The organism is Kitasatospora sp. NPDC085895, from assembly GCF_040702125.1.
In the GTDB taxonomy this organism is placed as follows: Bacteria; Actinomycetota; Actinomycetes; order Streptomycetales; family Streptomycetaceae; genus Kitasatospora; species Kitasatospora arboriphila.
In genome coordinates this window covers 1-14,733 of sequence record NZ_JBFBJY010000075.1, presented here as the reverse complement: position 1 = coordinate 14,733, position 14,733 = coordinate 1, and the positions used below count along the sequence as shown (strand labels likewise).

At 69.5% G+C, this 14,733-nt stretch carries 9 protein-coding genes and 1 pseudogene; 5 read left to right on the top strand and 5 right to left on the bottom strand.

Annotated elements, in window-relative coordinates:
- Nucleotides 1-252: 252 nt before the first annotated feature.
- On the bottom strand, nucleotides 253-1,245 hold the full coding sequence (locus tag AB0442_RS32845; protein ID WP_366167279.1) for a family 20 glycosylhydrolase: 993 nt from the start codon (nucleotides 1,243-1,245) through the stop codon (nucleotides 253-255).
- 882 nt (nucleotides 1,246-2,127) lie between these two features.
- Here AB0442_RS32845 and AB0442_RS32840 point away from each other — a divergent pair.
- Together AB0442_RS32840 and AB0442_RS32835 are read left to right on the top strand one after the other, a co-directional pair.
- The gene (locus tag AB0442_RS32840) at nucleotides 2,128-3,144 is read left to right on the top strand and encodes a glycosyl hydrolase family 28-related protein (protein ID WP_366167278.1); all 1,017 of its coding nucleotides are present in this window, start codon (nucleotides 2,128-2,130) and stop codon (nucleotides 3,142-3,144) included.
- An 832-nt stretch (nucleotides 3,145-3,976) separates the two neighbouring features.
- A complete protein-coding gene (locus tag AB0442_RS32835) occupies nucleotides 3,977-4,168 on the top strand; it encodes a hypothetical protein (protein ID WP_366167277.1) in 192 nt (63 codons plus the stop codon).
- 1,148 nt (nucleotides 4,169-5,316) lie between these two features.
- On the opposite strand, the gene AB0442_RS32830 is transcribed toward AB0442_RS32835, so the two are convergent.
- Nucleotides 5,317-6,471 carry a methyltransferase gene (locus tag AB0442_RS32830; protein WP_366167276.1) on the bottom strand — a complete coding sequence of 385 codons (1,155 nt, stop codon included), beginning with the start codon at nucleotides 6,469-6,471 and terminating at the stop codon, nucleotides 5,317-5,319.
- A gap of 588 nt (nucleotides 6,472-7,059) precedes the next feature.
- Here AB0442_RS32830 and AB0442_RS32825 point away from each other — a divergent pair.
- Nucleotides 7,060-8,151 carry a right-handed parallel beta-helix repeat-containing protein gene (locus tag AB0442_RS32825; RefSeq protein WP_366167275.1) on the top strand — a complete coding sequence of 364 codons (1,092 nt, stop codon included), beginning with the start codon at nucleotides 7,060-7,062 and terminating at the stop codon, nucleotides 8,149-8,151.
- A gap of 406 nt (nucleotides 8,152-8,557) precedes the next feature.
- Here the strand turns inward: AB0442_RS32825 and AB0442_RS32820 are convergent, their stop codons facing one another.
- Nucleotides 8,558-9,787: an IS21 family transposase gene (locus AB0442_RS32820; RefSeq protein ID WP_366167274.1), complete on the bottom strand. Its 1,230-nt coding sequence runs from the start codon at nucleotides 9,785-9,787 to the stop codon at nucleotides 8,558-8,560.
- Between the two features lie 770 nt (nucleotides 9,788-10,557).
- Nucleotides 10,558-11,226, bottom strand: a complete 669-nt coding sequence (locus tag AB0442_RS32815; RefSeq protein WP_366167273.1) for a beta-glucanase — start codon at nucleotides 11,224-11,226, stop codon at nucleotides 10,558-10,560.
- 811 nt (nucleotides 11,227-12,037) lie between these two features.
- On the opposite strand from AB0442_RS32815, the gene AB0442_RS32810 reads away from it, so the two are divergent.
- Nucleotides 12,038-12,466, top strand: coding sequence for a hypothetical protein (locus tag AB0442_RS32810; protein WP_366167272.1), 429 nt, complete (start codon nucleotides 12,038-12,040; stop codon nucleotides 12,464-12,466).
- Between the two features lie 233 nt (nucleotides 12,467-12,699).
- On the opposite strand, the gene AB0442_RS32805 is transcribed toward AB0442_RS32810, so the two are convergent.
- Nucleotides 12,700-13,974 carry a glycosyltransferase gene (locus AB0442_RS32805; protein ID WP_366167271.1) on the bottom strand — a complete coding sequence of 425 codons (1,275 nt, stop codon included), beginning with the start codon at nucleotides 13,972-13,974 and terminating at the stop codon, nucleotides 12,700-12,702.
- A 370-nt stretch (nucleotides 13,975-14,344) separates the two neighbouring features.
- Here AB0442_RS32805 and AB0442_RS32800 point away from each other — a divergent pair.
- Nucleotides 14,345-14,733, top strand: a pseudogene (locus AB0442_RS32800) (hypothetical protein); the annotation flags it as partial.

Genomic DNA, 14,733 nt, shown 5'->3' with positions numbered 1-14,733 from the left:
GTGAGTACCCGCTGGCTGGCGACGGGCGCCGGGTGACAGGCCCACGCGCCGAAGTCCTGGCGTACTGGTCTTCCTGGTAACGGACTTGATGTCCCGTAGGGTCACAGTCGGGCTTCGCCGGGCCGCCCTGGAGGGCCGGCCCATGGAGACGCGCGGCCCAACCGTAGGGCCTGGCATCCTTGGCATTACTCCCACCGACCTTCCAGGACCGGCCGGTCCCGGGAGGCTGGAAGGGGTTGCTCTCGAGAATCATCACCCTCCCCACAGCCGTCGGGCGAGGGACTGGAGCAGGGGCGTGAGCCTGTCGATGATGTGCCGGTCGGTGTGAGTGTCGCCGGGCATGGACCAGACCGAGAGCTGCACACCCGCAACACCGGTCGTCACGGTGCCGGACGCGAAGTGCCCGAGGGTGAATGCAGCGAGGCCGGCCGGATCGGGGTACTGATCGCTGTTGGTGTGGGCGTACAACAGATTCCCGTTGGAGTTGATCTGCCGGTAGCCCTGCGCGGCGAGGTCCGTGGCCGAGGGATCGGTGGGCCCGTACCAACTGTCGATGGTCAGTATTCTGTCGATCTTGACGTGGGAGCCGGATACGATCTGGTCGTTCCAGATCCGAGGCCGGTGGCCCCGGGATATGAGCCAAGCGCCCATGGTGTTGTAGTAGGCGTATTCGGCATCGCGAGCCCTGACCGGATCGCCGTAGTACCTGACGGCGTCGTCGTGGACCATCCATTCGTCGCCACCGATGTGCCAATCCGCTCCGGGGAACACCGGCAACCATTCGGCGATCAGCTCCTTGGCGAAGTCGACCGCAGTGGCCTGCCGCAGGTCGAGGCTCCCGCCGCCGGACATGGTGGTGACGCGCAGGTCCGGACGGCACGCCAGTGCCGCTGCCATGTGTCCGGGAGTGTCGATTTCCGGGACGACGGTGATGCCTTTGCCGATTGCGTAGGCCACGAGTGTCTGCAAGTCGGCCTTGGTGTAGTGCTGTGGGGCGACGCATGCGGGGATGACCGCGGATTCGAGCCGGTAGGCCTGGTCGTCCGTGAAGTGAAGATGGAGTTGGTTGTAGTGGCTCCGGGCCAGAGCATCCACGACGGCTTCCAGGGCGGCAAGCGGATACCAGCGTCGCGCGACGTCGAGACCGAGGGACCGCACGGCGGGTGACGCCAGGCCGGCCGGGAGCTCCGGAGAACGGCGGTGCCAGCTCCCGGTGCTGACCATCATGGCGGCAGCGAGGGCCACCGAGAAGATCCATGAACGGTTCAATTCGGTTCTCCAGTTCCTCGTAGCCGAACCGGATCGGCCCTGCTGATCCACCGGCAACGTGCCCGGAGATCGCCGACGGGGATCAACCTCCGCCGCGGACGGCCGCAGACCACTTCGGCGCTCCCTGGCCGCGCCGACCGCGCGACGTTCAGCCGGGCACCCTCTCGGGGCTCGGCCTCATGGAAGGCACCCTTCACCTGATGGCTGGTCAGGACAACCAGATGACGACAGCTGCGATGATCAGCCAACTCACCACTGCGAAGCCGATGGCCGGCAGCAAAATCCTGATCAGACTTCGTTCGTCCACATCTGCACCCTAGGGCGAGAGGTCGAGCCACCTGCCCGGACCGTTGCGGAGATTCGTGTAGCGCCCGGCGGAAAATCGCCAAGCGTAGAAGAATTCACGCGTGCGGGGCGGATCAAGCTTTTCGGTCGGGTAGTGTCCGGAAGGGATGGGATCGGTCGGCGAGGGCCGGTACTGCCATGGCCGCCCTCGCGTCCCGGCCGCGATCAGGCCCGACCGGGCGAGACGGTCCACCCCCGAATCCCCACGCGTACAGGTGTGTGCGTGTGCCGCTGCCGGAACGCGGTGCCGATCCGCTGTGCTTGCCCACCGGCTCCCTCGCCGTGGACCGTGTGCAGCGCCCGGGCGTCGGGTCGATGCCGCGGAGGCGCCAGTCGGTTCGGTGGCGCCGAGCGAGCCGGCCGTGCGTGGGCCGCCGCGCTCCGACCCCGGCGAGCGAATCCGACGGCCGTTCGGGAGGGGTTACGCCGGCTCCCCGGGGCAGCACCGGACCGGCGCCGCGCTGTACGCCGACCCGTGCAGGTTTCGTATCGTGGAAGACAGGAGACTTCGGGGTGAACAGACGCAGTTTTCTGGCTGGCAGCGCGACGGCGGCAGGCCTCACCGCCGGTGCGGGGGGCCTGGTCTCCGCGGCCACCGGTCGTCCCGTGAATCCGGCGGGCGCCAGCGTCAAGGACTCCGGCGCTGTGGGCGACGGCGTCGCGGACGATACCGTCGCGATCCAGACCGCGATCGACCGCGGCGACCCCGTCGTGCGGTTACCTGCGGGAACCTACAAGATCACGGTTCCTCTCAGGCTCCGCTCGCACCTCACCCTGGTCGGCGACGGCATGGCGTCCACCGTCATCAACCAGACCGGGGTCGACGCCCACGGACTGGTCGGCGCGGACCTGGAGTGTGTCGCCGTCCGAGACCTGATGATCTCCGGGCCGAAGGGCACCGCCGCGTCCGATGGCGTGCACATCACCAACGCCAACGCCGCCACCATCGGCATGTTCTACCTCTCGATGTCCAATGTCATGATCCGCCGGTTCGCCGGCTCCGGGTTGGCGGTGCAGGACCCGGTCATGTGCGACCTGACGAACGTCACCGCGAAGGAGTGCGGCGCCGCCGGATTCGACCTCTCCGGCGGCGGCACATCGGTCACGCTCACCGCCTGCTACGGACACCACAACAGCAACGGCTTCCGGCTGAAATCCGTCTACTACTGCACGTTCAACGGGTGCGGTGCGGACAACAACACCAACGGGTACAAGACGGAGGCCGCCGAGGCGATCACGTTCAACGCGTGCGGTGCCGAAGCGAACAGCGCCAACGGCTGGCAGATCACCGAAGGCTCCGGAGGCGTGGTGCTGAACAACTGCTGGTCCGACGCCCCGGGCAGCACACCCTTCAAGATCACCGGCTACAGTGACGGCATCACCCTGATCAATCCGTCGCAAGGCGGGGACGAGGCCACGGCCCCCTACTTCATCCAGGTCGACAAGGGCTGCTCGAACGTCGCCGTCCTGGGCGTCCGCGCCAAGGGCCTGGCCACCAGCTATGCGACCGGCACCACTCGAGTGCTCTGACCTTCTGGTCGTCCGACCCTCTCGGCGGGGCTCCCGCTCACCGTGCCCTACCGGTTGGGCCCCGCCCGCGCCCCGCGATTTTCCCCGACAACGGGATCGGCGCGGCGCTGAAGCGATGCCGGTCCCGTCACCCACCATGACCGTTCTGCGCCCGGGACACCTCCGTCCGAAAGAAGGGTCGGCCATGGGAAACCGCATTCATCCCGATGCGCATGCATCGTCCCGGTGGGGAATTATTCGGCAATAGGCCGGGGAATTGTGCGAGCCGGCTCACCGATGGGGAATCCTCGTGAGCGCCCCGCCGCATCCTGCCGCCCCGGCGGGGACAGATGCTCACCACCACCGTGGAAGCCGCGAGGTCCATCCCCGCCAGAGGCATCACGCCTACCCGGGGCTGGCGCCGGCGCCGACGGCTCAGCACGGCCAGGGAAGATCATTCCATGGGGCGGGGCGCACATTCCGGCAGCGGGAGCCTTGGTGAATCGACTCCACGCGGGGAATTTCGCGAGCGACTGGCGGGGTATTCCGCAAGCACGCCGGCTCGAGCCGGCCGGAGTGCCGGAGTCAATGGGACTCAAGCCTGTTCGAGGACTTCGACCGTGCCCTGGTTGCATTCCCCACCACCGGTCGTTACGTTTTGTAGCTGTTCGGCTGCATACCGTTCGTTCACGTAAAGGTCCGGGCCGCCACCTCCGCGGCGCCATTCCGGCCGTCCGCGTGGCGCTCCACGGCAGCGGCGTCGGGCCACCCGGTCGCTTCTCGCCGGCCCCGCCGCGCCGCCATGAACCGTCGTGCCGACCGGCACGTACACCGCTCCGGAAAGGCCACTGCGATGTCCGAACCAGAACTGACCCCGGAAGAGGCCGCGTTCGTCCGGCAGTACGTCGACATCCCTCCAGGGCCCTCCGTCGACCGCCAGGACGTCGTGCGAGCCCGCCTCGCCCAGGCAGCAGGCGGCCGCTACCGAAAGGTCGGGCCGGGCCTGTACGAAGTCGCCACCAAGGCCGCACCCGACAACAACTGACGGATTCACCCGCGAGACCGCGCATGAGCAGGCCGCGCACGGCGTGGAGACGTCCCACCAGGCCGACCGCCTGGCGGCGCTCTCCACGCCGTCAGGCACGCGCAGGGTGGCCTTCCGGCCCCAGGGGGGAGGACTCGCATCCCTGCGATGCGGTCCCGTCCGGGCAGCCTCCAGGCGCAGCCGCGCACCGGTCGGCTGCCGTGCTGGGCGGCGGGCAGGGCCAGTCAGCACTGCCTGGTCCCGAACTCGTTCTGCAGACCTTCGTGCAGGCATCCTGTGGTTGCGAGAGCCGACGCGGTGGTGTCCGTCGACGGGGCGGCCGCCGGCCGAGAACACGCGGACGGGCGAGCGCCGGCAGGTCCCCGTGACCACGGCGCAACCGCGGACGGCGGCCCGGCCTGCGAACCGGCGGCGGGTCGCTCAGCCTCGGCGGCGTTGTCCTCAGGCCCCTTGCTTCCCGCTCCGGCTCCGGGGCACGGTGACGAACGCACGCCGTCAAAGCCCGGCCGTTCCCGGGCACGGCCCGGGAGCTACCGCCTCCGGCCCGACCACGAGCCCCGCTGCCCGCGGGGAACCCCGCGGGGCTGCCGGGCGTCGGGCGGGCGTTCAGGCGCCGCAGACCTGTCGAGGGTCCTCCCCGGCCGCACCCGCTCGTCCCGCCGGACCGGTAGCGGCGGGCCCCAGTGATCCTCCGCGCAGCTCTCCAACGGTGCCCCGCCCCACACGCGTTCTCGCAGGGCCGCCCGGCGGCACGGTGTCACCGGCATGCCGTGACGCCGCTCCGTCCGTGCCCAGGGTCCACGACAGCACGACCGTCGCAACCGCGACAGCGGACCGACCATGGGTGAAGTGCCACCGGACTGACGGCCGGCGGCGCTCCAGGCTCCCGTCCCTGCCGGGTCGGGGGACCCGTTCTGCAGCGCGGCCTCTCGCACCGTCCGAGGCTCCCGGACCACTCGGACAGTCGGCTTCCCGGGCTCCAGGACGATCCGCACGCCCCCCGTCTGCGACTCGGCGCTGCGCCCTAGTCACTTCCCCGTCCTCAACTCCCCACCGGGCGGCCGCCCCACGCCCGGAGCGATGAACGTGGTGCGCGACCCGGGTGAAGCATAGGAGGTCGGCCCCGCCGCTTTCGCCTCCTCGCGCGATCACGCTCCAGGCGCCGGACCACCACCGGCCCCGGACTCCTTCCGACGCCCCACCACCGGATAGGCCCGCGCGACCAACACGCCCGTCGAGGAGGCCAGCCCCGTCGTGGAGACGTGACGCAGACCCGCGGCGGCGAAGAGCGCGCTGAATTCAGCCTCGGTGCGCTCCCGGCCCGGGTGCAGTGCCATCATGACGGTGTCCCGCAGCTTGCCGTCGTGGGGTGTGTTGCCCGCCGGCACGATCGCGTCGATCACGACGACCTGGGCATCGGGCGCCATCGCCCGCCGGATCATGTCGAGCAGGCCTACGCACTGCTCGTCGTCCCAGTCGTGCAGGATCATCGACAGCAGGTAGGCGTCCGCGCCCTCCGGCACGCCGTCGAAGAAGTCCCCGCCGACCAGGTCCACCCGATCGGCGACGCCGGCGGCCTCCAGCACCGCCTTCGCCCCGCGGATCACCGACGGCTGGTCGAGCAGGGTGGCCTGCAGCTCCGCGTGGCGGGGCAGGATCGTGGCGAGCAGATGGCCCTGCCCGCCACCGACGTCGACCACCCGCCTCACGCCGGTCAGGTCACAGCTCTCCACCGCCACGGCGTGCACACGGCGCGCCATCTCACCCATGGCGTCGTTGAAGAGTTCGGCATGCTCCGGATGGGCGGCCAAGTAGGACCACCACTCCGTGCCGTGCACGTACGGGAACGCCGGACGACCGGTGCGTACCGAATAGGACAGTGAGTTGATCGCCTGGAGCTTCTCGGGCATCCCCCAGAACCGGATCCAGGCCCGCACCGACCCGGGCACGTCGGCCCGCAGCGTCTCGGCCAGTGGGGTCAGGGCGAACGTCCCCGCCTCCACCTCCTGGAAGACGCCCTGGGAGGCCAGTGCCCGCAACAACCGGTGCAACGATTGCTCGTGTGCTCCGCACCGGCGGGCGAGCTGCGAGACCGGCACCGGCCCGCCCGCCAGGATTTCCGCTATTCCGAACTCGTCTGCCACGACGAGGAGTTGCGTGACAAGAGCGCCGTGCAGCAGGGCCATCATCCGTTGCTGCGCCTGTGGATCCGTCGGCCGGGGAGCCGTCCCCCGTGGGTGCTCGGCGGGGCCCTCGTGGGCCTTGCGCGGTCTTTCCTGGCCGTGAACCGTGAGGTTGTCCACGCGACTTCTCCCTGTCGTCAGTGGCGGTTGCCCGTATTTCGGGTGGGACACCTGGAGTTCTCCGAGGACGGCGCGGATCGGCAGTGCAGGGCCGGCGCCCGGATCGGGTGCCGCGCACGGGCTGCTCCTGTCGGTGCTGTTGTCGTCGACCGGCCCCCGCGGACAGCCATCGGTCCAGGATCATCGTCAGCTTGGCACGGCCTCCGGTGTCCCGCACTGCGCCGCGGTGAACCGTGCTCTCCGGCGCTGTGTTGATGAGTACTCGAAGTTCCGCACCCGCTCGCCCGGCGCCGCAGATCGTTTCCGACTGAAGAGAATGAGGACGGTTGGCGAGCGACGTGGGAGGAGCCGCCCGACCCACTTCCGAGCAGGAGGTGGACACCTTCGCCGAGCGCCGGTGATCCTGCCGACCGCCGCAGCCATCACCGGCCGACGCTTCGTCAGTCCGGCGGCCCAGCGCCGGTGGCAGCTCCCGAGCGTCACCATTAGCGTCAGTGCGAGCCCCGACGCCGCCGACGCAGGCCATCGGCTGAGCCCGCGGTCCGGCCCCCGTCGCATCGCCCGAGCCACGAAAGCAGGTCATCAAGCATGCCCAGGCAGCGAGTCCACCACCTGGCCGCGGTCACCGCCGCCGCGACCTCGATCACCACCGTCCTGGCCGCGCTGGGTGCGGCGCCGGCTCATGCCATCGGCCGGCTGCACGTGGTGCAGCCGGGCGAATCGATCCAGCGAGCCGTCGACTCGGCACTCCCCGGTGACACCGTCCAGCTGCTCCCGGGCACCTACCCGGGCAGCGTCCGGATCACGACGCCCGGTCTCACGCTCCGCGGCGCCGGTCCCGGTAGCGTCGTCACTCCGGGCACCGAGGCCGACGGCACTGCGGGTGACCCGACCTGCGCCGCAGCCGGGCACGGTCTCTGCGTGGCCGGCAGCGAGCAGCACCCGCTCCCGGGCATCACCGTCGAGGCTCTTGCTGTCACCGGGTTCCGGAAGAACGGCATCACGGCCGCCGCGACCGAGGGCATGACCGTGCGTGCCACCTACGTTCACGACAACGGCCAGCAGGGCATCAGCCAGGAGGGCTCCACCCATGCCGTGATCGTCGGCAACGAGTCCACCGGCAACGGCCAGTCAGGGATCTTCCTCGCCAACGTCGTGGACAGCAAGGGCAACGGTGCCATCGACACCGGCGGCACCGTGGTGAGTGGGAACCGCCTGACCGGAAACCGGATCGGCGTCGCCGTCCGCCGCCTGCGTGGTCTCGACGTCGAGCAGAACGAGATCCGGGACAACTGCGGAGGCATCTTCGTCGTCGGCGACGAGACCGTGCCCCGCGCCGGTTCGCTGCGCGTCACCCGCAACCGCGTCATCGCCAACAACCGGTACTGCGCACCCTACGCCGGGCTCGCACACATGCAGGGCACCGGCATCCTCCTCACCGGCGCCGACGACGTCTCGGTCACGCAGAACGAGCTCCGTGACAACGTCGGCGACTCACCGATGTCCGGCGGCGTCGTCTTCTTCCACAGTCTGGTCGGCGTTCCCAACACCCGGAACACCGTCGACGGCAATCACGCGTCCGGCAACGCGCCTGCCGACCTGGTCGACCGCGAGGGCGACCCTTCCAACAGGTTCACCCTCAACCACTGCACCGTCTCCGAACCGGCCGGTCGGTGCTGACCCCACCGGAGTCCCTGCGGATCGGCCGATGATCGACTTCTCCTCCTGCAACAGGTCCAGCAGGTACTGGCCGTACCCGCCTCGATCAGCTCCTGCGGATCCGCTGGGCGAGCGCCCTGATCAACTCGATTCCGTCCGCCGAACACAGTGACTCCATGAGGCGAAGCAGGTCAGACCGGGACAAGGCCATCGCGCACCTCTCACTTCAACGAGCTCGTCCACTCGGAGAGTTGCGCGATGGCTGCCGCACGGCCAGGGGTCACACCAAGAGCTCTGCTGCACCATTCGGCGGGACGTCGTCCCGGATCCGCCCTCGTTCGACCCACGGCGCTCCCGCGCCGCAGAGGATCAGCACCGATCACGGGCAGGTGCCGTCCCGTTGCCGGACCCGGGTGGGCCCTGCGGGTCAGCAGCGAGTTGCGCGGGCGTGGAGGAGGGCCTCCGTGGAGGGTGGGAAGCGCGTCCTGCCGTTGCACGGTGTGCGGTTGCCCTGATCGCGGCCTTCGAGGTGTTCGAGCGGAAGGGTTTGTGCGGGGCCGCCGACGATTCGGCCGGCGCCACGGGGTGCGACGGTGTGACGAACGACGACGGCTCCCCCGGTGGTGGAGACCGACAGGTGGGACTCGTCCAGCCGCCAGGCGACTTCGACCGTGGTGCCGACGAGGCCGGAGGGCACCGCGTAGTGGTTCCCGCGGAAGGGGACGAGGTCGTGAGGAGTGACGGTCCGGGCGACCCGGATCGTGGCGGGGAACGGAGCCGGAAGCCTCCCGGACCCGCGCCTCCCGGCATCTCCCACGGAGCCACCGGATTCCGAGTGCCGTGAGTCGAGCCAGGCGGCGAAGTGGTCCAGGCTCTCCTGTGCCGTCTGGAGACGTGTGTCCGGACGGATGGTACGCCACCAGAAGTCCTCGATGGGGCGCAGTGGGTCGGGGGCGGGAGGGGACGCAGTGGTGGAGCGACGTGGGCCGGTGCCGAGTTCCACGCCGTAGTGTCTGGCCACGTGGAGGAGTCCGGGTCTGACCGTGCCGTCCGTGTGGCAGATCGCCGCCGGCACCGAGTCGAACCACCAGTAGCGGCCGGTCCGGCCCAACCGTCTGAGGATCAGGTCGATGGCTTCGATGAGCTGGGCCGGTTGCTCGTTCTCGGCCAGGGCCGCCCGCCAGGGGCCGCTCGCCAGGGAACCGATCAGGATGTGGGCGTGTCTGCCGGCTCCCCACGGTGGTGGGGGGTCGGGCAGTTTGAGCCAGCTGAAGCGCAGCTCGTCGCCGGAAGTCGATGTGTTGCCGGGGCCCTGGCTCGCGACGGTCCATCGGCACTGGGTGCAGGCGGGTCGCAGGTGGTATCTGCGTAGTGCCCGGGTCAGCGTCGAGTAGCCGCCGCGGTAGCCGAGTTCGGCGATCTCCTTGAGAAGGACGGTCGCCTCCAGGTGCGGGTCGTCGCGCAGCCGGTCCCGGCAGTACGGCGCGAACTGGCCGAAGGTGTCCTGCGGGGAGTTCCTGACCCCCGGGGTCCGTCCCCCGAGGAGGTAGGACCTCAGGGTCTTGCGGTCGCGGCCCAGAGACCTGGCGATCGCCGAGAGCGACCAGCCTTCGCCGTACAGTCTCCGCGCCTCCGCGTATTCCTCTCTGGTGAGCACTAGCACCTCGCAATCCGGCCCACGCCACGCAGGCACTGAATTGATGACACACAAGGAGGCCGGAAATATAGCACGCGACGGCGGTGCAACACGCGGATAAGGGGCGCTCTGCACGAATCGTCGCGCGCCTCTGAGTAGTTTCGCCGAGCGCCTTGCGCCGTCTTCGACCCAAGTTCGGGCAATTCGATTTCGGAACCCTCGGAGAAATGTTTCTGCACGTCCATGTCGGTGATCTTCTGGGTAATTTCGCTCAGCCCTGCTACGGAGCGTGTCGATGGAGGGCTGCCCGAGCGCGGGGCGCCGCGGGCTCCCTGGCCCGGAGGTGACGGCACGGCGGTGGCCGTGGGTGGCGGCCGGGGAGTTTCGGGAGCGCCATGCCGCAATTTCCACGCCCCGCCCTTCTGTCCGCTAACGGAATTCCCCGGCGCAGGTATGAATCCCTGCCGCGCCGCGCGCCGATCTTCGCCGCCTCAGGGAATTTCGTCAAGCATGGGAGATACCGACTATTTAATGGAGTCCGTATGGTGCGCAACCCTGGACGGAGACGGCCTCCGGCAGGGCGGGAAGCCGATTCGTCGGCGCACACGGGTGCTGCCCGACCGCCGCCGGTAGCTGCGGCTGCGGCTGCGCGGGATGCTGCCGGCGCCGTCTCGGGCGGCCTGCTCCGCATTCGTGGAGGGTGCAACCCGACCGGGGCTCGGGTCCGGGCGCCAGGTAGCCGGCCCGGTCGCGGGGTGCGCCCGAACCGGCTCCGGCCCGACTCCGGCCGATCAGCGCCACACGCGGACGTAGTCGGCCGAGAAGGTGAACGGGGTCGGACCCGCGGGGGGCTGGTGGTACCTGCCGGCCTCCACGGACAGGTTGAGGATGAGGTAGGCGGCCCATCCGCTGCCCGTACCGGCGTTGTCGGAGAACACTTTGACTCCGTCAACGTACCAATCGTTGCAGTCCTCCCCGTAGTGGACACCGACCTCCACCCAGTCGCCCGGGCGGACGACGGCTGCGTCACGATAGGAGAAGGCGACACGGCGGAGGCCGTTGGTGAGTTCCAACAGGTCCGGATTGTCGGGGTGGTACTCGAACGAGTCGATCTCGTTCGTGCCGTTGTACCACGTCCACAGGGCGGGCCAAGCACCGGCGGCGGACGGCAGCTTGACCCGGGTCTCCAGGTAGTCCCCGACGTGGACCATGAAGCCCTCGGCGGACCCCTCGGTGGTGAGGAGCCCGGTGGTCCAGGAACGCTTCCCGTTCTCCAAGGTGCGCGAGCCCGGCCTCGCGGTGAAGGTGGCGACGCCGTCCGCCACGGTGACCGCCGACGGGCTGAGCCAATCCAGTTTGTCGTCGCCCGGGTTGTGGTTCCCGTACCGGTAGGCGCTGGTGGAGTTGCCGATCCAGCGAGTCCCCCACCGGACGGGGCCGTCGAACTCTTCGTCGAACACCAGCGTCCTCCCGCCTGCGGCAGCCCCGGAGCACGCCGACGCAGCCGCGTCGGCAGGTCGGCCGTCCTGCGCGGCGACGGCAGGGCCCGCCACGGCGAGAGCGAGCAGTGCAGCGGAGAAGGTCACCAGGCAACGGCCCGGCCTGGATATGGCGGAGGTGGAGAACATGAAAAACTCCCTCAAGCAGCTGGTTCGGACCCACCAGGGCGGTGCCGACCGTGCGGGCCGAGCCGCGGTCGGTGCGAATGGAACAGCAGGGGCAGGGGGATTTCGGGATCCCTGTCGCACTGTCGGCGCCCGGGCCGAGCTCCAGCTGTTCGTCATTCAGACGTTCATGCCGCTCTCGCCGGTGTGTCAACTGATCCGTGGCGGCGGGATGAAAGCCCCGCGCATGCGCTCTCAAATCTCTTCAGATCGTCGAGGGTTGAATCATTCGGGCACGTGGTGAGCGGCCGCCCGAGCGGCTCGGCGAGCCCCGCTGGGGGACGAAGGAAATTACCCAGATGGTAGAGACCGGAAGCACCGTGAGATGTGCCACCGCCCTGATGCGGTCCGGGACTTCACTGCAGGGGGAGGGGCCACCCGGGGCAACCCGCTTCGAAGGCGGGAGCGGCCGCGATCGTCCGCCGACTGAAGGATCCCTCCAGGCATCGAGCCCGAGCGGGGCGCCAGTTGAGGGCTCCGGGTCATCGCACTGTGAAGTCGACAGTGCACTAAAAGTTGCGACCTGCAGGAGGCCGGTCGAGCCTTGCAGAGCGGACGCCGACCATCGGCGTCCCTCAACACCCCTTAACCAGAAAGAAATTGCACCATGCGATTCAGTTCTGTTCTTCGCGCTGCCGGCGTCGCCTCCGTCATCGCCGTCCAAGCCGTCCTCGTCGCGCCCAGCTGGGCGGACGCCGCGGTCCCGGCCCCGTCCTCGCTCTCGATCACCGGTGCGCAGATCTCCGCCGTGGACCCCACCGAGCTCGATGTCGACCTCACGGTCACCTGCCCCGTCGGGGAGCAGCACTCCGTCTTCGTCACTGCGCGGCAGCTCGATGCGACGCCGATCCCCGTGTGGGGCTGGGCGACCACGGACGTGAACTGCACCGGCGCGCCGCAGACGGTGACCGCCAAGCTGACCGCCGAACCGACGGCCCCGGTCGCCGCCACTTGGCAGGCAGGACCGGTCGACGTGTTCGCGGTACTCGAATGCAGTCCCGCCGCTGAGGCCGAGGCGCAGATCACCCTCACCTGACGGCCGCCTCCCGCGGCCGCTCCCACCGAGAAGTGGGAGCGGCCGCGGGAGCCGCACGCCGCGGGCCGAACCGAGGTCGGTGTCCGACCGTCTCCTCTTCAAGGTCCCCCGGGGTCCATGGTGACTGCGGTGCGAACTCCTTAGTGCAGCACGTGTCAGGGAAGAAGGGTCACGAGGCCGAGTTGCCGGCTGTCCTCGATCGGCAGCAACGGATCCGGCCGCAGCGGGAAGCCTCAAACCAGCAGCAGACCGCCACAGCGTGGTGCTCCGTCCTTGACCGCGATCAGATTGGCCTGGACGTAGGAGATGTCGTTCCTCTTGTGCCAGTCGCTCGGGTAGTACGTGACCAGCCGCGACGTCTGGAAGCGGGCCTCGATCTCCGGCACGAACACCCGGTACTGGTCGTCGGTGTAGTACCAGAACGAGTTCTCGTTGTAGAAGGCGACGTGCGTCGGGTCCTGGTACGCGCCGCGGCCGTCCGAGCTCGGGGTGAGAGTGATCAGCATTCCGCCGGGCGCCAACAGCCGGAAGAGCTCGTTGATCAACGGCACCTTCGCGGGTACGTGCTCCAGGAAGTCCACCGCGCGCAGCAGACCCACGGAGCCGTCGGGCAGTTCCACCCGACCGGGGAGTTGCGCGACGATGTCCACACCGTCTCCCGAGTACTGGTCCAGGCCCAGGTAGCCGGGAGGCTTTCGGTGCGCCGCGCCGAGGTCCACCGCCAGCAGGCCCCTGCGCCTGGTCCAGGCGAGGGCGTTCGCCTCGATGTACTTGTCGTACAGGGCCACGGTCTCGCGCTGGATGTGTGCGTTGATCTCCGGGTCTCGCTGGGTGTTGCCCGGGTGCATGCGCTGCAGGTACAGGCAGCGGGGGATCAGGACGAACTCCCCCTCCTGGAAGAGCCGGCACATCAAGTCCTGGTCGTCCAGCACGGTGCGCGTCGCGTCGTATCCGCCGACACGTTCATAGGCGTCCTTGCGGAAGGCCCGGACGTGGTTCGGCGCGTACCAGATGTACGACACGTTGTGCGGGACCGGCGCCATGGCAACGGCCTGCAGCAGCGAACGCCCGTCGACCGTCACCTCCTCGTAGCGCCAGCCGTGTGCCTCGTTGAAGCGGGTGTCGTCCCGGCTGCCGTCCTCGGAGATCTGCGCGGTGTTGCTGTAGGCGAAGACCGCCTCGGGATGCTCGTCGAACGCCTGGGCGAGGGACCTCAGGCAGTCCGAGGCGAGGAGGTCGTCGTGGTCGAGCTCCACCAGGATCTCGCCGCGCGCCAGCTCGCAGGCGCGACGCTTCGCCGCACCGACGCCCGTGGCGTCGTCGGCGATCTCCACCCGGACGCGGTCGTCCGGGTGCTCGGGGCGCCACCGTGCTCCGTTGTTGAGAAGGACGATCCACTCCCAGTCGGACCAGGTCTGTGCCTTCAGCGACTCGAGGCACTCGTCCAGGAAGCGTGGCCGGTGGCTTGGGGTGAAGACGGAGAACCTCGGAGCTGCGGATGACGTCATCTGTTGATACCTGCCTGAGAATCATGGAGAACTCTGACGATGTGACTGTTCGGACAGGGCGGCCCGGACGCACCGTGTCCGGTGGGCCGTTGTGCTGACGGTTCCCCGGGATTTGGCCTGCCCGGGGAACCGTCATGCGTTGGCGGCCATGGCGCTGGACCGGTCAGCCGCTGTCACCAACTGTCGGGCACTACGCTGAGCAGATCGCGAACGCGGTGGGTGTGGCCGTGCCGTCGGACACCTGCACCTGCCATCCGGTCGCCGGCGAGCCACCGACGGGACCGTCGAACAGGACGGGTGTCCCACCCGAGTTCGAGTACCCGCCACCGATCGCGAAGGTGCCCACCGGGCAGCTCGCCGTTGCGACACCTTGGGCGCCGACCGCCGTGACGACGGTGCTCTGGGCCCCGCCCGGACCGGCGGTGCCCTGCGGACCCTGGGCACCCAGGGCACCCTGAGCGCCCACCTCGCCCTGCGGGCCCTGAGCGCCGAGGGCACCCTGGGCGCCCACGTCACCCTGGACGCCCTGCGGACCCTGGGCACCCACGTCACCCTGCGGGCCCTGAGCGCCGAGGGCACCCTGGGCGCCCACGTCACCCTGCGGACCCTGAGCGCCGAGGGCACCCTGGGCGCCCACGTCACCCTGGACGCCCTGCGGACCCTGGGCACCCAGGTCACCCTGCGGGCCCTGAGCGCCGAGGGCACCCTGGGCGCCCACGTCACCCTGCGGACCCTGAGCGCCGAGGGCACCCTGGGCGC

Excerpts from the sequence above, each read along its gene's own strand:
- AB0442_RS32810 (WP_366167272.1), top strand. The coding sequence starts at position 12,038 with ATGCGATTCAGTTCTGTTCTTCGCGCTGCCGGCGTCGCCTCCGTCATC.
- AB0442_RS32835 (WP_366167277.1), top strand. The coding sequence starts at position 3,977 with ATGTCCGAACCAGAACTGACCCCGGAAGAGGCCGCGTTCGTCCGGCAG.
- AB0442_RS32805 (WP_366167271.1), bottom strand. The coding sequence starts at position 13,974 with ATGACGTCATCCGCAGCTCCGAGGTTCTCCGTCTTCACCCCAAGCCAC.
- AB0442_RS32825 (WP_366167275.1), top strand. The coding sequence starts at position 7,060 with ATGCCCAGGCAGCGAGTCCACCACCTGGCCGCGGTCACCGCCGCCGCG.